The organism is Mesorhizobium sp. CA5 (assembly GCF_020165105.1).
Taxonomy (GTDB): Bacteria; Pseudomonadota; Alphaproteobacteria; order Rhizobiales; family Rhizobiaceae; genus Mesorhizobium.
In genome coordinates this window covers 188,772-214,648 of the sequence record NZ_JAIUHJ010000002.1, presented here as the reverse complement: position 1 = coordinate 214,648, position 25,877 = coordinate 188,772, and the positions used below count along the sequence as shown (strand labels likewise).

Sequence of the window (25,877 nt, the reverse complement as noted above, 5' to 3'; positions counted from 1 at the left end):
TTTCCTACTGCCTGAACGAAGCGATCAGGGCATCCGAGCCCCGCGCCAGCAAACCGAGATCCGAGCCCACCGCAATCATGGTGAAGCCGTCGGCGACATAGCGGTCGGCGTCGGCCTTGACCGGCGCCAGGATGCCGCTGGCCTTGCCAGCGGCGGCCGCGGCCTTGCGCACCGAAGCGATCGCCTCCTGCACATGTGCAGCGCCTGGATTGCCCATCGCGCCCATATTGGTGGAGAGATCGCCGGGGCCGACGAAGAGCACATCGACGCCCGCGACAGCGGCGATCTCGCCCGCATTGGCGACGCCCGATTCGTCCTCGATCTGGACGGCCAGCAGTTGCTGCTCGCGTGCCTTGGCGTGGTAGCAGGCGATGCGGCCAAACGCATTGGCACGATGACCGACGGAAAAGCCGCGGAAGCCGCCTGGCGCATAGGTCATGGCTGCGACGATGGCGCGTGCCTGATCGGCCGTGCGCACATTGGGGATCATCAGACTGCGGGCGCCGACATCCAATGCCTGCTTCATGAGAATTGCATCATCCGACGGTAGGCGCACCACTGCCTCGCAAGGAAACGCTGCCGCGACCTGAAGCTGCGCCATGATGCTGCGCAGATCGTTCGGGCTGTGTTCGCCGTCGATCAGCAGCCAGCCCGTCCCGGAGCCGGCGACGACCTCGGTGGTCAGCGCCGAAGCCAGCGAGCACCAGATACCGATGTGGGGTTTACCCGCCTGCACGGCAGCCTTTAGCGAATTGACACGCTCCTGCATTTTGCGATTGGTCTCCAATGAGAAGAAGGTGTATTGAAATTTGTATGATGTCCTATATCATATGGCAAGCTTGGCCTGCAAGATGGCTCTGGCCGCAACGGAGTTGCAAATGAAGATGGGCTTTATCGGACTGGGCGTCATGGGGGCGCCGATGGCAGGGCATCTCGCCGACGGAGGGCATGAGGTCGTCACGGTGCTCAACCGCTCGCCTCTGCCTGCAGATCTGCGAGCATCGGTCGTCGCCTCCGCCGCCGAGGTAGCGCGGACCGCGGAGATCGTCATCACGATGCTGCCCGACACGCCTGACGTGGAGCGCGTCCTGTTGGGCCAGAACGGCGTGCTTGAAGGGATATCCGCCGGCAAGCTGGTGATCGACATGAGCTCGATCAGCCCGATCGCCACCGCCCAATTTGCGGCGAAAATCAGGGAAGCGGGGGGCGGCTATCTCGACGCGCCGGTCTCCGGCGGCGAGGTCGGCGCCAAGGCGGCGAGCCTCACCATCATGGTCGGCGGACCGGCCGCCGAGTTCGAGCGCGCGCTGCCGATCTTTGAGCAGCTCGGCAACAACATCACGCTGATCGGCGAAAAGAACGGCGCCGGCCAGACATGCAAGATCGCCAACCAGATCATCGTCGCGCTCAACATCGAAGCGGTTGCCGAAGCGCTGGTCTTTGCCGGCAAGGCCGGCTGCGATCCGGCGAAGGTGCGCACTGCCCTGATGGGCGGCTTCGCCTCATCGCGCGTGCTTGAAGTGCATGGCGAGCGCATGATCGCCCGCGCCTTCGCCCCGGGTTTCCGCATCCGGCTGCACCAGAAGGATCTCGGTCTTGCGCTCGAAAGTGCTCGCGCGCTTGGCGTTGCATTGCCGGGCACGGCAACGGCGCAGCAGCTGATGAACGCTTGCTCAGCGCGAACCGCCGGCGCGGACGCCGACCATTCTTCACTCGTGCGGGCGCTCGAAATCCTGAGTGATCACGAACTGTCAAACGGAAAGGAATAACCGATGCGCGGAACCGGCAAGGCCGACATCTTCGTCATGCTGGCCCATCCCGTGGGCCATGCGAAGAGCCCCGGCATATTCAACGAGATCTTCGAGCAGAAGGGGCTCGACAGCCTGATGGTGCCGCTGAGCTGCCGTCCGGAAGATTTCGACACTTTCTGGGCCGGCATCACGGCGGCCGAGAACATCAAGGGTGTGATCATCTCCGTGCCCTATAAAGTCCCGGTCTACCACAAATGCGCGGCCGCTCACGACCGCGCCGCGCGTGTGCAGAGCGCCAACTCGGTGCGCCGGCAGGCGGACGGTAGCTGGTATGCCGACAATTTCGACGGCGTCGGCTTCATCGATGGCTTGAAGGCAGGCGGACACCAGATCGCCGGCAAGCGCATCCTCCAAGTTGGCGCCGGCGGCGCCGGCTCCTCGCTGACCTATTGCCTGGCCGAAGAAGGCGCGGCGGAGATACGGCTGGCCGACATCGACCAAGACCGCGCGCAAAAGCTTGCCTCGCTGGTCAACAAGTCCTTCCCCGATTGTCGCATCGAGATCGGAGAGCCCGATCCGTCCGGCATGGACATGGCGATCAACGCCACGCCGTCCGGGCTGAAGGCCGGCGATCCGTTGCCGATGGATGTGAGCAAGCTGACGCCGGAGATGACGGTGGTCGACATCATTATGGAGCCCGCCGAGACGGCGCTGCTCAAGGCGGCGAAAGAGATCGGTTGCCGCATTCAGCCCGGACGCCCGATGATGGATTTCCAGGTCGAGGCCATGGCCGAATTCTTCGACATCGAGCGGAAGGACCGCCACCATGGCTGATGCGCTGACCGCCGTCGTAATCGGCGGCACATCCGGCATCGGCCGTGCGATCGCCGAGCGCTTCGCCGAGGACGGCTATCAGGTGGTCGTCGCCGGCCGCGATGCCATCCGTGGCAGGGAAACGGCGAGCGCCTGCGAGAGCGCCGGCGCGCCGCGTGCGCTCTTCGTGCAGACCGACGTCGCTGACCCCTCCTCGGTCGAGGCTCTGGCGACGGAAGTCGTGAGCGCGTTCGGCACGCCGCACATCCTGGTCAACTGCGCCGGTATCCTGCAGAGTGGCAAGCATGTGCTCGACCAGGACCTCGCCGAAGACGAAAAGATGTGGCGCATCAACTATCGCGGCACCCTGCTCGGCTGCCAGGTGTTCGGCCGGCTGATGTCGGCGGCCGGGCGCGGGGCGATCCTCAATGTCGGCTCGCTTGCCTCTTTCGCGCCGCTGTCGCTGCCGGCCTATACGCCGGGAAAACATGCGGTGCTGGCCCTCACCCAGATGTTGGCCGCCGAGCTCGGCCCGCACGGGGTACGCGTCAATGCCGTGGCTCCGGGTTACACGCTGTCGGACGGGCTGAAAGCAAAGATCGCCAAGGGCGAGCGCAACCCCGAAGCCATCCAGGCGACCACGGCTCTGCGCCGCTTCGTCGAGCCGCGCGACGTTGCCGAGGCCGCGCTGTTCCTGTGCTCCGACCGCGCCGCCTCGATAACCGGCGTGACCCTGCCCGTCGATGCCGGCTGGCTCGTCCAGGCGCCCTACGCGCAGTATCTGCAAGGCAATCCCATCCGGCTGACGCCGGCTACCTGAGAGAGAACCCGTGACCGACATCCAGCGCTTCGACTTCGACACCCGCGTTCATCACGGCGTCATCCACAACGGCACGCTTTACCTGACCGGCCAAGTCGCCAAACCGGGTCAATCCGCGTCCGACCAGATGCGCGAGGTGCTCGGCAAGATCGACACGTTGCTCGCCAAGGCTGGCACCGACAAAACCCGCATCCTGCACGTCCAGATGTGGCTGGACGACGTGCGGGATTTCGATGACGTGAACACGGTGTGGGACACCTGGATGCCGAAGGAGCATGCGCCGGCGCGCTCCTCCGGCGAAGGCCGGATGGCCAAGCCCGGCATGCTGGTCGAGCTGATCGTGACAGCCGCGGTTTGAATGGTCCTGCCGGTTCGGGCATCATCCCGAATCTGAGCTTGAACGGCCCTGATCTGATTTGAACGGAAGGACCTCAATGACGAAGCGCAAGCCGCTTTCCACCCTGGTGGCGGAGAGCCTGGCCGAAAAGATCCGCTCCGGTCAGTTGCCGCCCGGCGCGCAACTGCCGACCGAGGCGGAGCTTTGCGCCGAATACGATGTCAGCCGCACCGTCGTGCGCGAGGCGGTGGCGAGGCTGCGCTCAGAAGGCATGGTTGTGCCGCAACAGGGGCGCGGCATGTTCGTCAGCGAAACGCCGACCCCGCGCAGTTTCTCGATCCCGGACGAGGCACTCAGGACCCTGCCGGAAACCATCGCCTTGCTTGAACTCAGACTGAGCGTCGAGGTGGAATCCGCCGGGCTCTGCGCGGAACGCCGCACCGACAAGGAAGCAAGCGGCATCCGCGCCATAATGGATGACATCGACGCGCAGCAGGCCGACCCCGCCGCGGTCCAGATCCATTACGATTACGACTTCCACCTCGCGATCGCCAAGGCGGCGCGCAACGAATTCATCCACGGCTTCCTTGCCTATCTCGGGCCGATGATCGTGCCGAGATTCCAGCTCGGTTATGTTGTCGAGCCTGCCCTCAAGGACAGCTACTACGCGCGTATCCACAGCGAGCACAAAGCCATCGTCGATGCCATCGAAAGGCAGGACGGAAGCAAAGCCCGACAGGCGATGCGCAAGCATCTGCAGAACAGTTTGGGACGCGTGCGCGCGCTTGCCAAAGCCTCGGGCGTCGAGGCAACCGAGGCCGAGCAGAAGGCCGCGGCGGCCTCGCTTTTCACCAAGCTGAAAAAGCCTTTGCCGACCGCCGGGTAGGTTCACCGACTTCGACGTCGTTTGCCTCTGTCGCCGCGCGGGCGGCCGGTTGTTTACGAAAGCCATGTTTTTTCTCAGTTGGCGATCGGAAATCCGCCTTCGCGGGTTGAGGACATTGTTTTCCTTGGGATAGCAGCGTTTGTCGCCGCATAGGCACGCCGGAATGTTCCAGCCGCCGAAAGGCGTTCGAAAGTTTATCTTTCCTTTTTGCTGCTTTTCTTGGTTTCGCGGCATCGGCTCAGGCCGCAAACTGAAGCCCAAGCAATCGGGGAAGCCCAGGTGACGACAGCCTTCATAACAGGAGCGACGAGCGGCATAGGGCGGGCGATGGCAATTGCGCTGAGCGACGCCGGCTACGACGTCTATGCCGTCGGCCGCAGCCAGGCCGCGCTCAAGGAGCTACAGGCCGAGCGTCCGGGCATCGTGCCGATCGCCGTCGACGTCACCGACCGCGAGGCGCTGGAATCGGTGCTGGCCGATCTCACCGTCGACGTCTTGATCAACAATGCCGGCATCATGCCGCCGCTCGGCAATTTCGCCGATATGAACATCGCCGACATCGACACCACGCTCGAGGTGAACCTCAGCGCCGCGATCCTGCTCACCCGCCTCGTCGTGCCGCAGATGCGCGAGCGGCAGTCGGGCCATATCTTGTTCACCGGTTCCGTCGCCGGCCACACGGCATTCTCCAACATCGCCGTCTACGCGGCCACCAAGGCGGCGATCTCCGGCTTTGCCGGCGCGCTGCGCGCTGACCTCTCTGCGTCCGGCATACGCGTCACCGAGATCGTCGCCGGCCGTGTCGAGACGCAGCTCTATGAAGACATCCTCGACGCCAAGGCGCGCGAGGCCATGTACGCCAGCAAAGTGGTGCAGCCGGATGACGTGGCCAAGATGGTGACCGCGGTTCTCGCGCTCCCCGCATGGGCCGACGTTACCCGTTTTGACATCATGCCGACCTGGCCAACCTCGCCGAGCGGCACCAAGTAAGGGAAACAGGATGAAAGACCTTTCCGTTCTGATCGTTGGCGGCGGCGCAGGCCTCGGCGCTCTTCTCGCCCGCATGGCCGTGGAGGCCGGGGCGACAAAGATCGGTATCATCGACATCAACCAGGAAGCAGCGCAGAGCGCGCTCGATCCGGCAAAGGCCAAGAGCCTGCCAACCGCAGCGGCGACTTGCGACATCCAGGTCGGCCCGCAGTGCCATGCCGCTTTCGACGCCATCGTTTCAAAGCTCGGGCGCATCGACACGCTGATCAATTGCGCCGCCATCTATCCGCGCCGTCCGCTGCTCGAAATCACCGACGCCGATTGGGACGCCTCCAACGGCATCAACATCAAGGGCACCTATCACATGATGGTGGCCGCGGTTCGCCACATGCAGGCGCAAGAGCCGAAGAACCATGTCCGCGGGCGGATTGTGAACCTCACCTCGGTCGATGCCTTCAAGGCGCATCCGCAGAACGCCCATTATGCAGCGACGAAGGCAGCCGTCGTCAGCCTGACGCGCTCCTTTGCCCATCACGTCGCCAAGGACGGCATCCTGGTGAATTCCGTCGCACCCGCCGGCATGGCCACGGAGAAGGCAAAGGCGCTCGGTTTCCTCGAGGAGCTGGCTAAGGCAAGCCCTCTCGGCCGCGGCGCCGAGCCGACGGAAATCGCCGAGTGGGTACTCATGACGGGCGGACCCAAGAATACCTACATGACCGGTGAAAACGTCATTGTCTCAGGTGGTTACATCTACGCCTGAACCAATTTCATCAGCCCGGCCCGGCTGACATTCAGCAGTGCATGATCGACGGAGTCTCGAACGAAAGGAGGCGGAATTCCCATGACCGGCAAGCTTCGCCTCCCATCGCTCAATGCGCTGCGCGTTTTCCACGCCGTCGCGCAGCACAAGAGTTTTAGGCAGGCAGCCGACGAATTGCTGGTCACGCCGCAAGCGGTCGGGCAGCAGATCAAGCTGCTGGAGGACACGCTCCAGGTGACGCTGTTCGAGCGCAAGGGTCGTTCGATCGAGCTGACCGAATCCGCCATTTTGCTCTCGCACTACGTCAAGGCCGGCTTCGAGGAGTTTTCCGAAGGTGTCCGCCGCGTCACTAAGTCGAACTACCGCGACCGCATCAACCTGAATGCCAGCCCCTACTTCGCCACGCACTATTTACTGCCCAGGCTCTCGCTCTTCCGCGAGATGCTGCCGGGCGCCGATCTGCGGCTGACGACGATGGTCGACCTGCCTGACTTCGGGCGCGACGACATCGATATGACCGTGCAGTGGGGCTACGGCAACTGGCCGGACTACGAAACCACGCTCTTGGTGCCGGATCCGAAGATCATTTGCTGCACGCCGGCGATCGGCGAAAAGATCAAGTCGGCGCACGATCTCACGAAGTTCACGCTGCTCGACACCGTCAAGTCGAAGCGCCTGTGGCCGGATATTCTGCGGCACCTTGGCGTCGAGCTGACGGATGGAGACCGCAGCATCAGCTTCGACGATGCCGCGACCATGCGTCGGGCGACCCTGCAAGGCATCGGCGTCGGCCTGGTTTCCGTGATCGATGCCGAGGAAGATTTCCGCTCCGGCGCGCTGGTGGCGCCGATCGGCCGCGACGCCATTGCCGATATGAAGCCGGAGGAAGTGCCGGGTTTCTACCTCGTCGTCCCGCGCGGGCATCTGCGCGTGAAGGCGGTGGCAGCGCTCCATCGGTGGCTGGCCCAGGAGGATTGGCGGAGCGACCTGAAACTCTCCTTGCCGAAACCGACCCCGCTTTCCGACTGAGAGGCGGCTTCGAGACCGAGTCCCGAAGACATCTTGCGGGGCTCCAACAACAAGAAACGGAACAACCTCAACAGTGGAGACAACAACTATGAAAATGATCAAATGGGGGGCCGCCGCCATGGCCCTGGGCCTCGCGCATCTGGCGGCGCCGGCTGAAGCCGCCGGCGGCAAGACGCTGGAGACCGTGAAGGCCCGCGGCGTGCTCAACTGCACCGGCCATGACGGCTCCTATCTCGGCTTCGCCGAAGTGGACGACAAGGGCAACTGGAAGGGCATGGACATCGACCTCTGCAAGGCGGTGGCGACCGCCGTGTTCGGCGATCCGGCGAAGCTGAAGGTCGTGCCGATTAGTTGGGCGCAGCGCTGGCCCTCGCTTCAGTCGGGCGATGTCGACATTATCATCAAGGCCTCGGGCGGCACACTCAGCCGCGACACCGAGCTCGGCCTGCAATTCTCGATGTCCTACTACCTCGGCACCACCAAGGTGATGGCGCATAAGGAGCTCAACCTGAAATCGCTCAAGGATGCCAATGGCGGCACGATCTGCATTCCCGCCGGCACTTCGCAGGAACAGCAGGTCGCCGCCTACGCCCAGAAGCTCGGCATCAAGCTCGAGCCGGTGCTGATCGAAAAGACGGAAGAGTTGGAGCAGGCCTACTTCTCCGGCCGTTGCGATCTTTATGCGCAGTGGGGTCCGACATTGGCCATCGCCCGCATCGCCAAGAGCAAGGTCGAAGACCATGTCATCCTGCCCGACGTGCTCGCGGTAGAGCCGGAAGTCATGATCATGCGCCAGGGCGACGACAATTGGGTCGACATCGCCAACTGGACGCTGAGCACACTGATCTTCGCCGAGCAGGAAGGTATCACCTCCAAGAACGTCGACGAGATCAAGGCCAAGCCGACCTCGCCGCAGGTGGCGAAGTTCCTTGGCGTGACGCCCGGCATGGGCAAGGGCCTCGGACTCTCCGACGATTGGGCCTACAACGTGATCAAGAAGGTCGGCAATTACGGCGAGATCTTCGATCGCGACCTAGGCAAGGACTCGCCCTACAAGATGGATCGCGAGCTAACCAACCTCTGGAACAATGGCGGCGTCCTGTTCCCGCTGGTGATCGACTGATCCACGTCTGACGGTGTTACCGCTCAACGCTCCCGCCTGGCTTCGGCCGGGCGGAGCCGGCGGCAATTCGAGAAGGATTGGTCAATGGTCAGCCTGCTGAGAAATCAGAGGGTCCGCAGCGCGCTGTTGCAGGTCGTCTATGTCGGTTCGCTTGCGGCCCTGGTGCTCGCAGGCATCATCATCGCGCGGCGGAATCTCGCGGAGCAAGGGATCACCTCGGGATTCGATTTCCTCTACAAGTCGACGGGCTGGGACGTGAACTTCTCGTTGCTGCCGGCCACGGCCAACGATCCCTATTGGTGGTTCTTCCTCATCGGCATCATCAACACGCTGTTCCTGGGCTGCACCGGGCTGATCCTGGCAACGCTAGTCGGGACGATCGTCGGCCTGGCGCGGACCTCGTCCAACGAACTGGCGCAATTGCTCGGCCGCACCTATGTCGACATCTTCCGCAACATCCCGCTGATCCTCCAGGTCTTCTTCTGGTACGCTTTGATCACGCACCTGCCGACGCCGCGCGCTGCGCACGAAGCCTGGGGCTTTCTGCTGACCAGCCGCGGCCTCTACGTGCCGGCGCCGAATGTCGGCGGGGTGGCAATGGCGCTGGCCACATCGGCCGTGATCGCCGCCATCGCGCTGCCGGTCTGGCTGGGCAGGACGTCACGGCTCAGCCAGCCGTTCGGCCAGCGTGCCACCATTCAGCTTGCCGGTGCTGCTGCGGCGCTGGCCTGCGCGGCCGTCGTTTTGGTGGTAGGACGTCTGCCTGACGCACCGCTGCTCGATTTCCCGGCCCTAGAAGGCCTCAACCTGAGGGGCGGCCTGCGCGTTCCGCCGGAATTCTCCGCCTTGGCTATCGCGATCGCCATCTATGGCGGCTCCTACATCGCAGAAATCGTGCGCGGCGGCTTCAAATCTGTCGGCATGGGCCAGATGGAAGCCGCACGCTCGCTCGGTTTGAGCCCATGGCGCGTCTTCACGCTGGTGCGTCTGCCGCTGGCGTTACGGGCCATGCTGCCGATCCTTGCCAACCAGTATGTCTGGCTGATGAAGGCCACGACCATGGGCATTGCCGTCGGCTTCACCGACTTCTTCATGATCGTGGCTTTGACCATCAATCATTCCGGCCAGACCCTGGAAGTGATCGGCATCCTGATGGGAGGCTTCCTCGCCATCAATCTCAGCCTCGCCGCCGTCTTCAACCGCATCAACAAGGCCATTGCCCTCAAGGGCAATCAACTGAGGGGATGACAGAGATGGAGATGGTCATTGTCGCCCCCCCTGCCCCGGGCAGGCTCGAAGACCTGAAGCGCCGCTTCTTCGCGACGCCGCTCCAGGCGCTGCTGTCGCTGATCTCCTTGGCGATCATGGTCTCTATCGTCTGGAAACTGCTCAACTGGGCAGTCTTTTCTGCCGTCTTCACCACGAGTGGCGGGCCAGAGGCGTGCCAGGCGGCGGCAGGAGCCTGCTGGTCGGTCATCGCTGCCCGGTGGCGGATCATCCTGTTCGGCCTCTATCCCTTCGAGGAGCAATGGCGCTCCGCGCTCGCCTGCCTGACCGTGGTGGTGATGACGGTGCTGAGCTGTATTCCGGCCTTCTGGACCGGACGCCGGATCGCGCTGGTGTGGGGAGCAGGAGCAGCGTCGTACTACGTGCTGATGAAAGGCGGCGTGCTCGGCCTTTCCTATGTCGGCGAGGAAGCCTGGGGCGGGCTGGCGCTCACCCTCTTCATCTTCGTGACCACCTGTCTGATCGGCTTCCCGCTGGCGGTCTGCCTGGCGCTGCTGCGCCGCTCCGAGCTGCCATGGATATCCAGGACCACCGGTCTCATCATCGATGGGGTCCGGTCATTGCCGCTGATCTCGATCCTGTTCACCTTCGCCATCGTCCTGCCTTTCGCCTTGCCGCAGTGGCTGGCGGGCGACAAGCTCTACCGGGTGATCCTGGGTTCCGCCTTGTTCTTCTCCGCCTATCAGGCCGAGATCGTCAGAGGCGGCATGCAGGGCGTCCCGGCTGGGCAGGAAGAAGCCGCCATGGCGCTCGGCATGAGCTATTGGCAGCGTATCGGCCGCATCCTTCTGCCGCAGGCGATGCGCAACGCGCTGCCGGCCACGATCAACCAGTTCGTCATCTCGTTCAAGGAGACCTCGCTGGTGGTCATCGTCGGCTTCTTCGAGATCCTGGCCTCCGGCAATGCCGCCTATGGCACCGGCGAATGGCGCTTCGCCTATGTCGAGGTTTATGCCTTCATTGCCTTCATCTATTTCGTCTTCGTCTTCAGCCTGTCCCGCTACGGCGCTTACCTCGAGCGGCGCATGGCGGTCGGCGAGCGGTAGGAGGCACGCATGGATTCCACGCTCCCGTCCGGCCCGGCCGTGCATATCGAAGGCCTCGACAAACATTACGGGTCGTTCTACGCGCTGCGGAAGATAAACCTCTCCGTCGGGCGCGGCGAAAGGATCGTCATCTGCGGTCCGTCAGGCTCCGGCAAATCCACCCTGATCCGCTGCATCAACCGGCTCGAACAGCATGACGGCGGCCGCATCGCCGTGCTCGGCACCGAGCTCAACGACGACGTCGGCAATATCGACGGGATCAGGCGCGAAGTCGGCATGGTGTTCCAGCACTTCAATCTGTTCCCGCACATGACGGTGCTGGAGAACTGCATGATCGCGCCAATGATCGTCCGCAAGCGGCCGCGCGCGGCAGCCGAGACGACGGCCAGGCGCTTTCTGGAGAAGGTGCGAATCCCTGAGCAGGCGATGAAGTTTCCGAGCCAGCTTTCCGGCGGCCAGCAGCAGCGCGTCGCGATCGCCCGCGCGCTCTGCATGCAGCCGCAGATCATGCTGTTCGACGAGCCGACCTCGGCGCTCGACCCGGAGATGATAGCCGAGGTGCTGGATGTCATGGTGACGCTCGCTTCCGAAGGCATGACGATGATCTGCGTGACCCACGAAATGGGCTTCGCCCGTCGCGTCGCCGACCGGGTCATCTTCATGGACGGCGGCGAGATCGTCGAAGAGGCGCCGCCGGAGGTGTTCTTCGCGTCCTCCCGAAACGAGCGAACCCGTCAGTTCCTGTCGCAGGTGCTGGGTCATTGAACAGCATCCCGGGAGATGCAACGTTCGCGCGCACATCAGCAGGAATTTCAATGACCGATCCTATAGTCGCCCTGCGCGGGATACTCGGACCGAAAGGCTGGCTTTCGGGCGATGATGCCCAACCTTACCAGCGCGATTGGCTCAACCGCTACGGCGTCCGGCCCGTGGGCGTCGCCCGCCCCGCCAACACCGCGGAGGTGGCCGCGGTCGTCAAGGCTTGCCGGCAGGCAGGATTGGCAGTCGTGCCGCAAGGCGGCAATACCGGCCTGTGTGGTGGGGCCGTCGCCGAGCAGCCCGACGCGGTGATCGTCTCGCTGTCGCGCATGACGGCAATCGGCGAGCCGGATCCGGAGAGCGGCTCGATCGCGGTTGAGGCAGGCGTCGTGCTCGCCGCGCTGCACGAGGCACTGGAGCCGCATTGCCTGATGTTCCCGATGCATCTTGGGGCCGAAGGCAGCGCCAGGATCGGCGGTCTGATCGGCACCAATGCCGGCGGCAGCCAGGCCTTCCGGTTCGGCATGATGCAGGATCTGGTCCTCGGCCTCGAGGTCGTCATGGCGGACGGCACGGTGTGGGACGGAATGCGCGCGGTGCAGAAGGACAATGCAGGCTATCAGCTGCGCAAGCTGTTCTGCGGTTCGGAAGGCACGCTCGGCATCGTGACGCGAGCAATCCTCAGGCTCTATCCCTCGCCAAAGCAGCGGGCGAGCGCCCTCCTGGTGATGTCCGACTTCGCCGCCGCCGTGTCGTTCGGCGCGTTTCTGCGTGGCGAGGCCGGAGAGTTCCTTACCGGCTTTGAATTCTTTTCGGATGTCGGCCTGACGCTCGCGCTCAAGCATCTTCCAGACCTCGCCTATCAGCTGGAGACGCGGGGCGACGTCTATCTGCTTGTCGAGATGGCGTCGGGCTCGACGCGCGTTCCCCTCGACGACATCCTGGGTTCGGCGCTGGAATGGGGCATGGAGCAAGGCCTGGTCGTCGATGGCGCGCTGGCCAATTCGGGCGCGCAGCGGGCGCAGTTCTGGCGCCTGCGCGAGGAACAGCCGGAAGGCCAGCGGCTGGAGGGCGAGCAGCTCAAGCACGACATCTCCGTGCCGCCGGGCGCGATCGCGCGCTTCATCGAGGCGGGCGCGAAACTATGCCACGAGATTCTTCCGGGCGTGCGGATCAACCCGTTCGGCCATCTCGGCGACGGCAACATCCACTACAATCTGTCGCCGCCGGCGGGCCGCGCCGATTTCGATGGGAAAGCCGCGGTATTCGCTGAGGCGCTGGCCGCTTCAGCCACCGACATGGGCGGGAGCTTCGCCGCCGAGCATGGGCTCGGCCGCGCCAAGATCGCCATGGCCGACCGGAACAGAAGTCCAGTGGAGCGGGAGCTCATGGCCCGGCTGAAGGATGCATTCGATCCGTCGGGCATGATGAACCCCAGTGTTTTGGTGCGGATTTCATAGCGAAAGAAAAACTTTCGTATGGATCGCATTTCTTGATTTCGCGTCGACCGGCCGCAGTGCAGGTATAAATCCGAAAGGCAGGCTCGGTCCGCTTGCCACCGGCTTAAGAGGATGTCGAAGCATGGTCCGCAATGGCGGTCGCCTTCTTGTCGAATGCCTGATCGCCTTGGGCGCGACCAAGAGCTTTGGCGTGCCCGGCGAAAGCTATCTCGCCGTTCTCGACGCGCTGCACGATACCAAGGGCAGGCTGGACTATGTGCTTTGCCGCAATGAAGGCGGCGCCGCCTTCATGGCCTCGGCCTACGGCAAGCTGACGGGATCGCCCGGCATCTGCTTAGTGACCCGCGGCCCAGGCGTGACCAATGCCAGCATCGGCATCCACACCGCGATGCAGGATAGTTCGCCGATGATCCTCTTCGTCGGTCAGGTCGGCACCGATATGAAGGGCCGCGAGGCCTTCCAGGAGATCGACTACCGCGCCGTCTACGGCACCGTCGCCAAATGGGCGGTCGAGATCGACGACGTTGAGCGCCTGCCTGAAATCTTGGCGCGCGCCTGGACCACCGCCTTGACCGGCCGGCCCGGCCCCGTCGTCGTCGCGCTGCCCGAAGACATGCTGACGACCGCGACCGAGGCCGCGCCGCTCAGCGGCCCTGCTTCGATTTTCGAAGCCGCTCCGTCGCAGGATGCCCTTTCGTCGGCGCTTGAGATGCTGGCTGCGGCCGAGAGGCCGGTGCTGCTCATGGGCGGCGCCAACTGGACCGCCGACGGACGCGCCGCGCTCCAGGCCTTCGCCGAGGCTTCCGACATCCCCGTCATTGCCGCCTTCCGCTACCAGGACCGGTTCGACAACCATTCGCCAGTCTTCGTTGGCGAAGCCGGCGTCGGCATGGTGGCGCATGTCAAGACGCTGATCCGCGATGCTGACGTGATCTTGGCTGTCAATGTCCGCTTCGGCGAGATGACGACCGACGGCTACACGCTGCTCGACGTTCCGGTGCCGCGCCAGAAGCTGATCCATGTGCACGGCTCCGACCGCGAAATCGGCAAGATCTACGTGCCCGCGATCGGCGTCCATGCCGGACCGAACGCTTTCGCCAAGGCGCTGACGCCGGTGAAAGGTGGCTGGGCCAACTGGCGCGCGGCGGCGCGCAAGGCCTATGAAGCCACATTCGCGGCACCCGTCCAGCCCGGCCCGGTCGACATGGTCACGGTCACCGCCTGGTTGCGCGAGACCTTGCCGGCCGATGTCATCCTCACCAACGGCGCCGGCAATTTCACGGTCTGGCCGAACAAGCTCTTCAAGTTCGGGCCGGACGCGCGGCTGCTTGCCCCGCAATCCGGTGCCATGGGCTATGGCCTGCCTGCAGCCATCGCCGCGAAAGTCGCGTTTCCGCAGCGCACCGTCGTATGCTTTGCCGGCGACGGCGACTTCCAGATGAACTGCCAGGAGCTCGGCACGGCTATGCAGGCAGGCGCGCAGCCAATCGTGCTCATCATCAACAACGGCATATACGGCACGATCCGCGCGCATCAGGAACGCAACTATCCGGCCCGCGTCTCCGGCACCTCGCTGGAAAACCCGGACTTCGTGGCGCTGGCAAGGGCCTATGGTTTTCACGCCGAGCGCGTCGAAAGCACCGGGCATTTCGCGGCGGCGTTCCGGCGGGCCCAGCAGTCTGCGACCGGCGCCGTTCTCGACATCGCCATCTCGCCCGAAGCGCTCACGCCCCGGCAGACCCTATCCCAGATGCGCGACGCAGCACTCGCTTCGCAGAAGGCCACGGCATGACCTCCAGATCAGACGACATCCGCCTCGGCGCGGACATCGGTGGCACCTTCACCGACATCGCCCTCGATGTCAGGGGAACGATGTTTTCGACCAAGGTGCTGACCAATTATTCGGCGCCCGAGCAGGCGATCCTCGACGGCATCGACGTCGTCGTCCGCGATGCCGGAATTTCGGCAGCCGAGATCGGCATCATCATCCACGGCACGACGCTCGCCACCAATGCGCTGATCGAGCGGCGCGGCGCCAGGACCGCGCTCGTCACGACGGAAGGCTTTCGCGATGTGATCGAGATGCGGACGGAGAACCGGTTCGAGCAGTATGATCTGAACCTGCAGCTGCCGACGCCGCTGATCCCGCGTGAAGATCGTTTCACCGTCAAGGGCCGCATCGGCGCCGAGGGCCAGGAACTGCAGCCGCTCGACGAAGCGGCGCTGGAAGCAATCGCCGAGCGGATCTTGGCCGGCAATTTCGGCTCAGTGGCGATCGGCTTCATCCACGCTTACGCCAACCCCGACCACGAGCGCCGGGCGCGCCAGATCCTCGCTCGCAAGCTCACCATCCCGATCTCGATCAGCGCCGAGGTCTCGCCGCAGATGCGCGAATTCGAGCGCTTCAACACGGTCTGCGCCAACGCCTATGTGCGGCCGCAGATGGCCGACTATCTCGCCCGCCTGCAGACACGCCTCAAGGACATGGGCGCCGACTGCCCGGTCTTCATGATCCATTCCGGCGGCGGCCTGATCTCGGTGGAAACTGCTTCTGAATTCCCTGTCCGGCTGGTCGAGTCCGGTCCCGCGGGCGGCGCCATTTTTGCCGCCGACATCGCTCGGCGCTTCGGCCTGGAGAAGGTCGTCTCGTATGACATGGGCGGAACCACCGCCAAGATCTGCCTGATCGAGGATTTTGCGCCGCGCACGGCGAGAACCTTCGAAGTGGCGCGCACCTATCGCTTCTCCAAGGGCTCCGGCATGCCGATCTCGATCCCCGTGATCGAGATGATCGAGATCGGCGCCGGCGGCGGCTCGATCGCGTGGGTGGACGCTATGGGCCGTATCCAGACCGGGCCGGAAAGCGCGGGCTCGGAACCCGGCCCGGCCTGCTACGGCCGCGGCGGCAAACGCCCGGCGATCACCGACGCCGACCTGGTGCTCGGCAAGCTTGATCCGCACAATTTCGCCGGCGGCGCGATCAAGCTGGACATCTCCGCTTCCGAGCAGGCGATCCTGCGCGATGTCGGCGAGCGCCTGTCGCTGAATGCCATGTCGACCGCCTTCGGCATCTGCGAGGTGGTGGACGAGAACATGGCCAACGCCGCCCGCGTACACGCCGTTGAGAACGGCAAGAACATTTCCGACAATCTGATGATCGCCTTTGGCGGCGCAGCGCCTCTGCATGCGGCAAGGCTTTGCGAAAAGCTCGGCATCGATCAGTGCATCGTGCCGCGCGGCGCCGGCGTTGGATCGGCGATCGGTTTCCTCAAGGCGCCGTTCGGCTACGAGGCGCTGGCCTCGAAACTGACGCGCCTTTCGCGCTTCAAGCCGGCCGAAGTCAACGCCCTGCTCTCCGATCTCAAAGCCTCCGCCGAAGGCTTTGTCCGCACCGGCGCCAGTGGCCAGATCGTCTGCGAGATCACCGCCTTCATGCGCTATGCCGGCCAGGGCTGGGAAATCCCCGTGCCGGTATCGGACGAGCCGTTCGGCGACGATGCGGCCGCCAGGCTCAAGGCGCTGTTCGAGACCAGCTATCAGCGCTTCTTCGGCCGCGCCATCGACGGGCTCGACGGGCTGGAGATTGAGATCGTCACCTGGTCGGTGAAGGCGACCGATATTCGTCCGGCCGGCACCAGGCACGAGCTCACCGCAGGCAACAAGACCAGCCAACCGACGACGACCCGCGCGGTCTTCGATCCGGCAACGGGCGCGCCGCAGAGCTACGGCATCGTCGAACGCGAGGCGCTGTGCGCCGGCGATCGCATCGCTGGCCCGGCCGTCATCGTCGAGCGCGAGACATCGACCGTTGTCACCACCAGCTTCGACGCCGTCATCCAGAGCGACGGAGCGATCCTCCTGATCCGCAAAGGCAGCCAGGCATGAGCGATGTTGGCGAGATCCGCATGCAGGTCATGTGGAACCGGTTGATCTCGGTGGTCGAGGAGCAGGCGCTCACGCTTTTGCGCACCGCCTTTTCGACCTCGGTGCGCGAATCCGGCGACCTGTCGGCCGGCGTGTTCGATCCGCGCGGCCAGATGCTGGCGCAGGCGGTGACCGGCACGCCCGGCCACGTCAACACCATGGCCGAAGCCGTGCTGCATTTCATGAACGAGATCCCGCGCGATCAAATGTTCGAGGGCGACACTTACGTCACCAACGATCCCTGGCTCGGCACCGGCCACCTGCACGACATCACCATGGTCTCGCCGTCCTTCCTCAATGGCAAGCTCGTCGCCTTCTTCGCCTGCACGGCGCATGTGGTCGATGTCGGCGGCCGCGGCTTCGGCGCCGACGGCAAATCGGTCTATGAGGAAGGCATTCAGATCCCGATCATGAAGTTTGCCGAGAAGGGCAAGGTCAACCTTGACTTGGTCCGCATCCTGCGCGCCAATGTCCGCGAGCCCAACCAGGTCGTCGGCGATTTCTATTCGCTTGCAGCCTGCAACGAGGTCGGCCATCGCCGCCTCGTCGACATGATGAAGGAGATCGGCCTCACCTCGCTCGACGGGCTCGGCGACTTCATCTTCTCGCGCACCCGCGACGCGATGCTCGAGCGCATCGAGGCGCTACCGAAGGGAAGCTGGTCGAACGAGCTGGTGACCGACGGTTATGACGAGCCGGTCAAGCTCGCAGCGACGGTCTCGGTCCGCGACGACCATGTCGAAGTCGATTTCACGGGCACAGATCCGATGAGCCGCTGGGGCATCAACTGCCCGATCATCTACAGCAAGGCCTATGCCTGCTATGCGCTGAAATGCATGGTGGCGCCCGACATTCCCAACAATGCCGCCTCGCTCGCCTTCTTCACCGTATCCTCACCGGTCAACATCCTGAACGCCGTGCGACCGGCGCCGGTGGCCCTCAGGCATATTTTCGGCCACATGGTCCCTGATCTGGTGCTGGGCGCCTTCGCCAGGGCGCTGCCTGGCAAGATCCTCGCTGAAGGCGCCGGTGCTCTCTGGAACATCCACATTTCTGCGCGTCCTGTCGCAAGCGCGTCCGGTCGCCGGGCGGAAGTGCTGATGTTCAACTCCGGCGGCATGGGCGCACGCCCCGGGCTAGACGGCTTGTCGGCGACAGCCTTCCCGTCCGGCGTCCACACCATGCCGATCGAGGCCACCGAGCATACCGGCCCGATCGTCATCTGGCGCAAGGAGCTGCGGCCGAACTCCGGCGGCGACGGCGAATTCCGCGGCGGCCTCGGCCAGATCATCGAGATCGCAGCGACCGACGGCCACGAATTCGACTTCTCGGCCATGTTCGACCGCGTCAATCATCCGGCCCACGGCCGTAACGGCGGCAAGCCGGGCACTGCCGGCGTGGTCAAGCTCGACGACGGCACGAAGATGCGGCCCAAGGGCTGGCAGCATGTGCCGGCGGGACGCCGGCTGATCCTCGAACTGCCAGGCGGCGGCGGCTATGGCGATCCGGCCAAACGCCGTGCGGCCGCACGAGCCAATGATCGGTCCAAGGGTTACATCACGGAGAACGACTGATGAGCTATATTGCCTCGCGCCTTTCGGTGGTGAAGCCTTCGGCCTCGATGGCCGCTTCGCAGGCCGCCAAGGCGCTACGCGCCAGGGGCGTGGACGTGATCGATCTCGGCCTGGGCGAGCCCGACTTTCCGACGCCCCTCCACATCATCGATGCCGCGCATTTCGCGGCGAAAGCGGGACAAACCCTCTACACCGCCGCTGCCGGCACGGCCGAGGTGCGCCAGGCTGTGGTCGGCAAATTCCGACGCGAGAACGGCCTGGACTACACGGCCGATGACATCGTGGTGGCCAACGGCGCCAAGCAGATCATCTTCAACGCGCTGATGGCAACGCTGGAGACGGGCGACGAAGCAATCCTGCCGGCGCCCTACTTCGTCTCCTATCCCGAAATGGTGAAGCTGCTCGGCGGCACGCCGGTCGTCGTCGAATGCCCGGAGACCACCGGTTTCCGGCTGACGCCAGCGCTCTTGGAAAAGGCAATCACGCCGAGGACGAAATGGCTCTTCCTCAACATGCCGGGTAATCCATCCGGCGCGGTCTATTCGGAGCCGGATTTGCGCGCACTCGGCGCCATTCTAGCAATGCACCCGCAAGTGCTCGTCCTCTCCGACGAGATCTACGAGCACATCCTGTTCGACGGGCGCGAGTTCGTTTCCTTCGGCAAGGCCTGCCCCGAGCTCAAGGACCGCACTCTGATCGTCAACGGCGTCTCGAAATCCTACGCGATGACCGGGTGGCGCGTCGGTTACGCGGCGGGACCCGCGCCGCTCGTCAAGGCGATGTCGACGATCCAGAGCCAGTCCTGCACCTCGGTGTGCTCGATCGCGCAGGCCGCGACCGTAGCCGCGCTCAACGGTCCGCAGGACGAAGTCGCGCGCTTCCGCCAGGCTTTCGAGAGGCGCCGCGATCTGGTCGTGGACGGCATCGGGAAGATCAACGGGCTGACGCTGTCGCCGCCGGAAGGTGCCTTCTATGCCTATATCGGCTGCGCCAGCCTGATCGGCCGCAAGACCCCGAAGGGCGTCGTGCTGGAAGACGATACCGCGGTTGCGAATTACCTGCTGAGTGAAGGCCGGGTGGCGTCGGTGCCCGGCGTCGCCTACGGACTGTCACCCTATTTCCGCATCTCGACCGCGACCAGCGAAGAGGTGCTGGCCGACGCGATCTCGCGGATCAATACCGCCGTAGCGCAAGTGGAGTAAACGATGCCGCATTACGAACGTATCCTGATAACCGGCGCCGCCGGCCGGCTTGGATCGGAGCTGCGCAAGGGGCTGGTGCCGCTGGCCAAGACGATTCGCCTGGCGGGGCGCCACCCGTTCGGCGATCTCGCGCCTCACGAAGAGGAAGCGGTTTTCGATCTCGCCGACATGGAAGCCGCGATCGCGGCCACCAAGGATTGCGACGCGATCGTGCATTTCGGCGGCGCGCCGCTCGAATGCGAGTGGCAGACCATCCTCGATTCCAGTATCCGGGGCTCCTACCACATTTACGAAGGCGCGCGGAAACACGGCGTCAAGCGTGTCATCTATGCCTCATCGGTGCATGCCATCGGCTACCACGAGGTCGAGGCGCATATCGGCGTCGACGCGCCGGTGCGTCCCGACAGCCTCTACGGCGTGTCGAAAAACTTTGTCGAGAGTCTCAGCCGGCTCTATTGGGACAAGTTCGGCATCGAGACGGTATGCCTGCGCATCTTCTCGTCCTTCCCCGAGCCGGCCGACCGCCGCATGCTGTGGTCGTATCTCTCCTTCGCCGACTGCGTGCGCCTGGTCGAGGCATCGCTGACCGCGCCGCGCGTCGGCCACACGATTTCGTTCGGCATTTCCAACAACAAGCTGAAGATGGTCGACAACAGCGGCGCCAATCACCTGGGATTTATCCCGCAGGACAGCGCCGAACCATTTCGTGCCGCCGTCGAGGCGAAGACACCAGTTCCCGATCCAATCAAACCGTCGGTGAAGTATCTCGGAGGCTGGTTCTGCGAGCTTGGCCACCCTGACGACAAGCCGTCCTGAGGGTCGATCCGCAGGGCGCACGCATCCGTCTCCGCGTCACCAGTAGGGAGGCGCCGAACCAAGCGCACTGAGGGTGGCGGATTCGATTTCGCGTCGTCTGCCTCTGGAATACGACGACATCCGGCATTGTCACCCTGCGATGTCCGCTTCCGGGCGGAGGCAAAGCTCTGCTTGAATGGCCGGCATCAGGCGCAAAGCTGGGCGCCAAACTCAGGCAGCCGTTGTAAACTGCTCCTTCGACCTTCGAGATAAGAAAAGGCGAGCAGATTGAAGACGTGCTCGTCTTTTCTGGATAGCTATCTGGCGCTGAAAAGTCAGCGAGCTGTCCGTTGATCCCTGCGAAGGTGGTGGACCCAAGTCGCACCCTTGCTCCAACGCCCCCCAAAATCCTGATCTAATAATGATTGTGTTGAATGCGTTTCGCTGATTAGCTGTCTTGCATAAGTCCGGGACAAGGTTGGCAATGTTGTCCGGGGAGGACCGCGATGCCGGTGCTTGAAGTTCGCCATGTTTCCAAGAACTTTGGAGCCATCCAGGCCCTGACCGACGTCAGCTTCCAGGTAGAGCGGGGCGAAGTCGTGGGTCTCATGGGGGACAACGGCGCCGGCAAGTCGACGATAGTCAAGACAGTGGCCGGGAACTTCCCGCCGAACGACGGCGAAATCGTAGTGGACGGCGAGGTTTGTCAATTCCACAAACCCGTCCAAGCGCGTGCCAAAGGAATCGAAGTCGTCTACCAGGACCTGGCGCTCGCCGACAATCTAACGGCCGCGCAGAACGTCTTTCTTGGCCGTGAGATCAAGAAGGGCTTCTGGCCGATCAGGGTGCTCAATAAGCAGGCGATGATCGACCGCTCGGCAGCGCTGTTCGAAGAACTCAAATCGGAAACCCGACCGCGCGACCTGGTCAGGAAGATGTCGGGTGGGCAGCGCCAAGCGGTAGCCATCGCACGAACCCGGCTTTCGAACGCCAAGCTGGTGTTGATGGACGAGCCGACCGCCGCAATCTCCGTACGCCAGGTGGCGGAAGTGCTCGAATTGATCCGACGCCTCAAGGCGCAAGGGGTCGGGGTCATGTTGATCAGCCACCGCATGCCTGACGTTTTCGCCGTCGCAGATCGTATCATCGTGCTGAGGCGAGGTTCGAAGGTTGCCGACAAGCAGGTCGACAACACCTCGCCCGAGGAAATCACCGGACTAATAACGGGGGCCATCCGTGGCGAATAGTGCTCGGCAGTCGGTTAGCGTCAGGGAGTCGCTCGTGGAAACCAGCCGCCCGGCCATGGCGGACTTCATCCCGACCAAGGAGAAGACGGCGTTGCAGCGTGTGGTTTCAAGTCAGCCATTCTGGGTGACAATCGCGCTCATTGCTCTCGTCATGTTGATGACGGCCATCGAGCCGAGCTTCGGCACCTCCGAAAACGTCGCCAACGTCACGCGCAACTTCGCACCTTTCGGCCTCATGGCGCTCGGCATGACGGTGGTGATCATCACCGGTGGCATCGATCTGTCGGTCGGCTCGATCATGGGCCTGGTGGCCATCGTCGCCGGCCTGTTCCTGACCTGGCACTATCCTTGGTACGTCGCCTTCGCCATCGGCCTTTTCTCCGGTCTGGCCTGCGGCGCGGTCAACGGGTTCTTTGTTGCTTATGTCGGAATGCCGTCCTTCGTGGTCACCCTCGGGATGCTGTCCGTGGCGCGTTCGCTGGCGGTCGTGTTCTCGGCCAACCAGATGCTCTACCAGTTCGGGCCCGATGCTCCGATCGTGAAGGCGATCGGTCAGGCGAGATGGCCGCTGCATGGGCCGCAGGACTGGGCACCCCACTGGATACCGGGACTGTCATCGCAGTTTTGGACTATGGTGATTCTGGCCCTGATCGTCGGCTTCGTGTTCAATTTCACCGCCTGGGCCCGGCATCTCTTCGCCATCGGTGGTAACGAGGAGGCCGCCCGGCTTACCGGCGTGCCGGTCGACTGGATCAAATTCCAGGCCTATGTCTTCTCGGCTTTCACCGCCTCGCTCGCCTCGCTGCTGCTGCTTGGTTACAACGGCTCGGCCATCAACGCCATGGGCCAAGGTTATGAGCTGCGCGTGATCGCCGCGACAGTCATTGGCGGAGCCAGCCTCATGGGCGGCGCCGGCACGGCGTTCGGCGCGATAATCGGTTCGGCCTTCCTCGAGGTGATCAGGAATGCACTGCTGATGGCCGGCATCGATTCAAATTGGCAGGGTGCCTTCGTGGGCGCCTTCATCGTTCTTGCGGTTCTTTTGGGCATGCAAACCGGCGGCAGATCGATGCTCGCAGCGTCGCTGGCAGCCTTGATGCCCAAACGAAGCCGTTAGAAACCCGCCGGCGGGAGGCCTGCGGGATCACACCAAGGAGGAGAACGTCCCATGAAAAAACATCTGTTGACGGCGGCCGTGGCGCTTGGCGCAATGGTGCTCGCCGTTTCCGGCGCCCAGGCGAAATACACCTTCGCCCTGGTGCCGAAGAACATGAACAATCCTTTCTTCGACCAGGCACGCGACGGCTGCAAGAAAGCCGAAGCCGAATCGAATGGGGCCCTGGAGTGCATGTATATTGGCCCCGGAGAGCATGGCGGCGGCGACGAGCAGGTACAGATCGTGCAGGACCTCGTTGCCAAGAAGGTGGACGGCATCGCCGTGTCGCCATCGAATGCCGCGGCGATGGCAGTCGCGCTGCAGGCCGCCAAGGAAGCCGGCATCCCGGTCCTCACCTGGGATTCCGACCTCCTGCCCGAGAACAAGGATCTTCGCGCCGCCTATATCGGGACCCACAATTATGAGATCGGCGTGAACCTTGCCAAGCTTGCCATGCAGATTAAGCCCAAGGGCGGCACGATCTGTATCCAGTCGGGCGGCGCGGCGGCGGCCAATCACAACGAGCGCATGCAGGGCATTCGCGATACGCTTTCGGGCACCAAATCGGCAGCCTCGCCCGGGGATCGGCTGACGGGCCAGAATGGCTGGACCGAAATCGAAGGCTGTCCGCTCTATACCAACGATGATTTCCCGCTTTCGGTGCAGCAATTCGAGGACATCATGGGGAAAAACCCGAACCTCGACGCATTCATCCCAACGGGTGGCTTCCCGCAGTTCATCCCAGATGCCAACCGAGCTGCGGTAGCCCCGTATAAGGACAAGATCGCCTCGAAGGCCCTGGCCCTTGTCGTCGCCGACACGCTTCCCGTCCAGATCGATCAGATGAAGGAAGGTCTCTCCCTTGGCCAGGTCGGCCAGCGGCCGTTCGAAATGGGCTACAAGACGATGATGGCATTGAAGGATATGAAGGACGGCAAGGCTCCGCCGGCTGACCCGACCTACACCGGCCTCGACGTCTGCACTCCGCAGACGGCGGATACCTGCGTCGCCAAATAGGGTTTTTTGGGCGGGAGGTAACTCCCGCCCGTTCGTTGAAGCGAGATGCGGCTAGATTGAAGCATTCTCATCTCGCTCCAGGGGCTTCAATGTCGGAATTGTTCTCGCTCAAGGGCCGTGTCGCATTGGTCACGGGTGCTTCGCGCGGCCTCGGCTTCGCCATGGCCAAAGCACTTGCGGAAAACGGTGCGACGGTAATCGTCAACGCCCGCGGCACGAACGCCCTCTCCGCGGCGGCGGAAAGCATCGGGGCCGAAGCCCTGCCGTTCGACGTTGCCGACGCGGCGGTCTCAAGGGCGGCGCTCCAAGCAATCGTCGAACGCCACGGCCGCCTCGATATTCTGATCAACAACGCCGGCATCCAGCATCGCAGGCCTTTGGTCGAATGGGAGGACGAGGATTTCGACCGTGTGATTGCCGTCAATCTGTCGGCCTGCTTTCGCATGATGCGTGATGCAGTGCGTCTGATGCTGCCGAACAAATTCGGGCGCATCATAAACACTGGATCGGTTGCGGCGATCCTTGGCCGTCCCACCATTCACGCCTATGTGGCGGCAAAGGCGGGCCTGCATGGACTGACGCGCTCCGCCGCCGCCGAGATGGGCCGTCACGGCATAACAATCAACGCGATCGCTCCCGGCTATTTCGCCACCGAGCTCAATACCGCGCTTATCAACGACGAGGCTTTCACCAAATGGGTCGAGGCACGAACCCCTGCAGGCCGCTGGGCCAAGCCTGAGGAACTCGGCGGAGCCGTGGTGTTTCTCGCCTCTAACGCTGCCGGTTACGTCAATGGACATGTGCTGGCGGTTGACGGCGGACTATCGGTTTCCCTCTGACCTGCGAACCGCAGCCCATCAGAGCCTATTCCGGATGACACCGTCGGCTTCGGCCTCACGGCCGCGCCGGCGCGTTCATTAGGACCGGCCGACATGAGCCAGTGAGTTGGCTAGCAAGTACCGCGAGCAGGTTTGTTCTCTGCGGCGGGACATCTTGCCGACTTCAGTCAAGCCCGGGCAGACGCACTCCTGCCAAGCCGGCCAGCGGAGACCCGTTCTTTCTTCCGCTCGCCTGTCGTTTCGGGCGCAAGCTCGCTGATGTCGCCGGCCACGACGGCACGTGTGCGCTCCAGCATCGCGGGGATCTCCCGAGCCGGTAGTGGCCGACTGAACAGGAAGCCTTGCGCTTCCGTGCAGCCTTCTCTTCGCACCCGTTCCAGTTGCTCGGCCGTCTCTATCCCTTCGGCGGTGGTCTGCATCCCAAGGCTGTTGCCGAGGCTGGTGACGGCCCGTATGATGGCGACGGAGCTGTCGATATCCTCGGCGTCCTTTACGAAGGACTGGTCAATCTTGATCTTGTCGAACGGAAACGAGCGCAGATAGCTCAAACTCGAATATCCGGTCCCGAAGTCGTCCATCGCGATAAGGACACCCAGCAAGTGGATCTGTTGCAGCATCGCGAGAGTGGCCTGGGTGTTGGCCAGCAGCACGGTCTCGGTGATTTCAAGCTCGAGACGGCTCGCGGGCAATCCCGAGGCATCCAACGCTGCGACAATCGTCGAGAGCAAGCGGGCATTGCGAAACTGCGTCGGCGACAGGTTGACGGCAACCCTGATGCCTTCGGGCCAGCTTGCTGCGTCGAGACAGGCTTGCTTGATCACCCATTCCCCAATCGGAACAATCAAGCCGATCTCTTCAGCCAAGGGGATGAACTCGGACGGCGAAACGATGCCCCGCGTCGGGTGATGCCAGCGCAACAGCGCCTCGAAACAGCTGACCTCGCCGCTTTCGAGATTGAGGAGCGGCTGGTAGTAGATCTCGAACTGCTGCCGTCCCAACGCGTCGCGCAGATCGAGTTCGAGAACCCGCCGCGCCTGCATGCGGGCATCCATGTCTTGAGCA

The 25,877-nt window shown here is 63.6% G+C and carries 24 protein-coding genes; 22 read left to right on the top strand and 2 right to left on the bottom strand.

The features are described from left to right. Positions 1–4 precede the first annotated feature (4 nt). Entirely contained in the window at positions 5–769 is a 765-nt protein-coding gene (locus LB529_RS03965; RefSeq protein WP_224710255.1) for an HpcH/HpaI aldolase family protein, read from the bottom strand. 109 nt (positions 770–878) lie between these two features. On the opposite strand from LB529_RS03965, the gene LB529_RS03960 reads away from it, so the two are divergent. The 22 genes from LB529_RS03960 to LB529_RS03855 all read left to right on the top strand — a co-directional run bounded on the left by LB529_RS03960 (position 879) and on the right by LB529_RS03855 (position 24,815). Then, positions 879–1,769, top strand: coding sequence for a 2-hydroxy-3-oxopropionate reductase (locus LB529_RS03960; RefSeq protein WP_224710254.1), 891 nt, complete (start codon positions 879–881; stop codon positions 1,767–1,769). A gap of 3 nt (positions 1,770–1,772) precedes the next feature. Continuing rightward, positions 1,773–2,585, top strand: a complete 813-nt coding sequence (locus tag LB529_RS03955) for a shikimate dehydrogenase family protein (RefSeq protein WP_224710253.1) — start codon at positions 1,773–1,775, stop codon at positions 2,583–2,585. Next, positions 2,578–3,384: an SDR family NAD(P)-dependent oxidoreductase gene (locus LB529_RS03950; protein WP_224710252.1), complete on the top strand. Its 807-nt coding sequence runs from the start codon at positions 2,578–2,580 to the stop codon at positions 3,382–3,384. Before LB529_RS03955 ends, LB529_RS03950 begins: the two co-directional genes overlap by 8 nt. A 10-nt stretch (positions 3,385–3,394) precedes the next feature. Next, on the top strand, positions 3,395–3,742 hold the full coding sequence (locus tag LB529_RS03945; RefSeq protein ID WP_224710251.1) for a RidA family protein: 348 nt from the start codon (positions 3,395–3,397) through the stop codon (positions 3,740–3,742). A gap of 76 nt (positions 3,743–3,818) precedes the next feature. Then, positions 3,819–4,607 (top strand): FadR/GntR family transcriptional regulator, encoded by a 789-nt coding sequence (locus tag LB529_RS03940; protein WP_224710250.1) that lies wholly within the window; start codon positions 3,819–3,821, stop codon positions 4,605–4,607. Positions 4,608–4,886: 279 nt separating this feature from the next. Next, positions 4,887–5,597 carry an SDR family oxidoreductase gene (locus tag LB529_RS03935; RefSeq protein WP_140630300.1) on the top strand — a complete coding sequence of 237 codons (711 nt, stop codon included), beginning with the start codon at positions 4,887–4,889 and terminating at the stop codon, positions 5,595–5,597. A 10-nt stretch (positions 5,598–5,607) separates the two neighbouring features. Then, complete coding sequence (locus tag LB529_RS03930; RefSeq protein ID WP_224637498.1) at positions 5,608–6,357, top strand: SDR family NAD(P)-dependent oxidoreductase; 750 nt, start codon at positions 5,608–5,610, stop codon at positions 6,355–6,357. Between the two features lie 81 nt (positions 6,358–6,438). After that, positions 6,439–7,386, top strand: coding sequence for a LysR substrate-binding domain-containing protein (locus LB529_RS03925; protein WP_224523045.1), 948 nt, complete (start codon positions 6,439–6,441; stop codon positions 7,384–7,386). Between the two features lie 88 nt (positions 7,387–7,474). Further along, positions 7,475–8,509, top strand: a complete 1,035-nt coding sequence (locus LB529_RS03920; RefSeq protein ID WP_224542945.1) for an amino acid ABC transporter substrate-binding protein — start codon at positions 7,475–7,477, stop codon at positions 8,507–8,509. Positions 8,510–8,593: 84 nt separating this feature from the next. Further along, complete coding sequence (locus LB529_RS03915; protein WP_224710249.1) at positions 8,594–9,757, top strand: ABC transporter permease subunit; 1,164 nt, start codon at positions 8,594–8,596, stop codon at positions 9,755–9,757. A 5-nt stretch (positions 9,758–9,762) separates the two neighbouring features. Next, positions 9,763–10,842, top strand: coding sequence for an amino acid ABC transporter permease (locus LB529_RS03910; RefSeq protein ID WP_224710248.1), 1,080 nt, complete (start codon positions 9,763–9,765; stop codon positions 10,840–10,842). Positions 10,843–10,851: 9 nt separating this feature from the next. Then, a complete protein-coding gene (locus tag LB529_RS03905; protein ID WP_224710247.1) occupies positions 10,852–11,607 on the top strand; it encodes an amino acid ABC transporter ATP-binding protein in 756 nt (251 codons plus the stop codon). Positions 11,608–11,657: 50 nt separating this feature from the next. Next, positions 11,658–13,061: an FAD-binding oxidoreductase gene (locus tag LB529_RS03900; protein WP_224710246.1), complete on the top strand. Its 1,404-nt coding sequence runs from the start codon at positions 11,658–11,660 to the stop codon at positions 13,059–13,061. Between the two features lie 121 nt (positions 13,062–13,182). Continuing rightward, complete coding sequence (locus LB529_RS03895) at positions 13,183–14,853, top strand: thiamine pyrophosphate-binding protein (protein ID WP_224710245.1); 1,671 nt, start codon at positions 13,183–13,185, stop codon at positions 14,851–14,853. Next, positions 14,850–16,946 (top strand): hydantoinase/oxoprolinase family protein, encoded by a 2,097-nt coding sequence (locus tag LB529_RS03890; protein ID WP_224710244.1) that lies wholly within the window; start codon positions 14,850–14,852, stop codon positions 16,944–16,946. The genes LB529_RS03895 and LB529_RS03890 overlap by 4 nt, the downstream gene beginning before the upstream one ends. Then, positions 16,943–18,559 (top strand): hydantoinase B/oxoprolinase family protein, encoded by a 1,617-nt coding sequence (locus tag LB529_RS03885; RefSeq protein WP_224710243.1) that lies wholly within the window; start codon positions 16,943–16,945, stop codon positions 18,557–18,559. The genes LB529_RS03890 and LB529_RS03885 overlap by 4 nt, the downstream gene beginning before the upstream one ends. Continuing rightward, positions 18,559–19,761 carry a pyridoxal phosphate-dependent aminotransferase gene (locus LB529_RS03880; RefSeq protein WP_224710242.1) on the top strand — a complete coding sequence of 401 codons (1,203 nt, stop codon included), beginning with the start codon at positions 18,559–18,561 and terminating at the stop codon, positions 19,759–19,761. The genes LB529_RS03885 and LB529_RS03880 overlap by 1 nt, the downstream gene beginning before the upstream one ends. A 3-nt stretch (positions 19,762–19,764) precedes the next feature. Then, positions 19,765–20,577 carry an NAD-dependent epimerase/dehydratase family protein gene (locus tag LB529_RS03875; RefSeq protein ID WP_224710241.1) on the top strand — a complete coding sequence of 271 codons (813 nt, stop codon included), beginning with the start codon at positions 19,765–19,767 and terminating at the stop codon, positions 20,575–20,577. 485 nt (positions 20,578–21,062) lie between these two features. Continuing rightward, on the top strand, positions 21,063–21,803 hold the full coding sequence (locus LB529_RS03870) for an ATP-binding cassette domain-containing protein (RefSeq protein ID WP_140839132.1): 741 nt from the start codon (positions 21,063–21,065) through the stop codon (positions 21,801–21,803). Positions 21,804–21,837: 34 nt separating this feature from the next. Beyond that, positions 21,838–22,920, top strand: coding sequence for an ABC transporter permease (locus LB529_RS03865; RefSeq protein WP_224517261.1), 1,083 nt, complete (start codon positions 21,838–21,840; stop codon positions 22,918–22,920). Positions 22,921–22,971: 51 nt separating this feature from the next. Continuing rightward, positions 22,972–23,976, top strand: coding sequence for a sugar-binding protein (locus tag LB529_RS03860; RefSeq protein ID WP_140839134.1), 1,005 nt, complete (start codon positions 22,972–22,974; stop codon positions 23,974–23,976). An 89-nt stretch (positions 23,977–24,065) separates the two neighbouring features. After that, positions 24,066–24,815 (top strand): glucose 1-dehydrogenase, encoded by a 750-nt coding sequence (locus LB529_RS03855; RefSeq protein ID WP_224625717.1) that lies wholly within the window; start codon positions 24,066–24,068, stop codon positions 24,813–24,815. A gap of 167 nt (positions 24,816–24,982) precedes the next feature. Here the strand turns inward: LB529_RS03855 and LB529_RS03850 are convergent, their stop codons facing one another. After that, positions 24,983–25,855 (bottom strand): putative bifunctional diguanylate cyclase/phosphodiesterase, encoded by an 873-nt coding sequence (locus LB529_RS03850; RefSeq protein ID WP_224710240.1) that lies wholly within the window; start codon positions 25,853–25,855, stop codon positions 24,983–24,985. Positions 25,856–25,877: the final 22 nt, after the last annotated feature.

Bases quoted from the DNA above. Each gene is read 5' to 3' on its own strand.
- LB529_RS03960 (WP_224710254.1), top strand. From the start codon at position 879: ATGAAGATGGGCTTTATCGGACTGGGCGTCATGGGGGCGCCGATGGCA.
- LB529_RS03930 (WP_224637498.1), top strand. From the start codon at position 5,608: ATGAAAGACCTTTCCGTTCTGATCGTTGGCGGCGGCGCAGGCCTCGGC.
- LB529_RS03910 (WP_224710248.1), top strand. From the start codon at position 9,763: ATGGAGATGGTCATTGTCGCCCCCCCTGCCCCGGGCAGGCTCGAAGAC.
- LB529_RS03920 (WP_224542945.1), top strand. From the start codon at position 7,475: ATGAAAATGATCAAATGGGGGGCCGCCGCCATGGCCCTGGGCCTCGCG.
- LB529_RS03905 (WP_224710247.1), top strand. From the start codon at position 10,852: ATGGATTCCACGCTCCCGTCCGGCCCGGCCGTGCATATCGAAGGCCTC.
- LB529_RS03870 (WP_140839132.1), top strand. From the start codon at position 21,063: ATGCCGGTGCTTGAAGTTCGCCATGTTTCCAAGAACTTTGGAGCCATC.
- LB529_RS03955 (WP_224710253.1), top strand. From the start codon at position 1,773: ATGCGCGGAACCGGCAAGGCCGACATCTTCGTCATGCTGGCCCATCCC.
- LB529_RS03925 (WP_224523045.1), top strand. From the start codon at position 6,439: ATGACCGGCAAGCTTCGCCTCCCATCGCTCAATGCGCTGCGCGTTTTC.
- LB529_RS03855 (WP_224625717.1), top strand. From the start codon at position 24,066: ATGTCGGAATTGTTCTCGCTCAAGGGCCGTGTCGCATTGGTCACGGGT.
- LB529_RS03940 (WP_224710250.1), top strand. From the start codon at position 3,819: ATGACGAAGCGCAAGCCGCTTTCCACCCTGGTGGCGGAGAGCCTGGCC.
- LB529_RS03895 (WP_224710245.1), top strand. From the start codon at position 13,183: ATGGTCCGCAATGGCGGTCGCCTTCTTGTCGAATGCCTGATCGCCTTG.
- LB529_RS03950 (WP_224710252.1), top strand. From the start codon at position 2,578: ATGGCTGATGCGCTGACCGCCGTCGTAATCGGCGGCACATCCGGCATC.
- LB529_RS03885 (WP_224710243.1), top strand. From the start codon at position 16,943: ATGAGCGATGTTGGCGAGATCCGCATGCAGGTCATGTGGAACCGGTTG.
- LB529_RS03850 (WP_224710240.1), bottom strand. From the start codon at position 25,855: ATGCAGGCGCGGCGGGTTCTCGAACTCGATCTGCGCGACGCGTTGGGA.
- LB529_RS03965 (WP_224710255.1), bottom strand. From the start codon at position 769: ATGCAGGAGCGTGTCAATTCGCTAAAGGCTGCCGTGCAGGCGGGTAAA.
- LB529_RS03900 (WP_224710246.1), top strand. From the start codon at position 11,658: ATGACCGATCCTATAGTCGCCCTGCGCGGGATACTCGGACCGAAAGGC.
- LB529_RS03860 (WP_140839134.1), top strand. From the start codon at position 22,972: ATGAAAAAACATCTGTTGACGGCGGCCGTGGCGCTTGGCGCAATGGTG.
- LB529_RS03875 (WP_224710241.1), top strand. From the start codon at position 19,765: ATGCCGCATTACGAACGTATCCTGATAACCGGCGCCGCCGGCCGGCTT.
- LB529_RS03880 (WP_224710242.1), top strand. From the start codon at position 18,559: ATGAGCTATATTGCCTCGCGCCTTTCGGTGGTGAAGCCTTCGGCCTCG.
- LB529_RS03890 (WP_224710244.1), top strand. From the start codon at position 14,850: ATGACCTCCAGATCAGACGACATCCGCCTCGGCGCGGACATCGGTGGC.
- LB529_RS03915 (WP_224710249.1), top strand. From the start codon at position 8,594: ATGGTCAGCCTGCTGAGAAATCAGAGGGTCCGCAGCGCGCTGTTGCAG.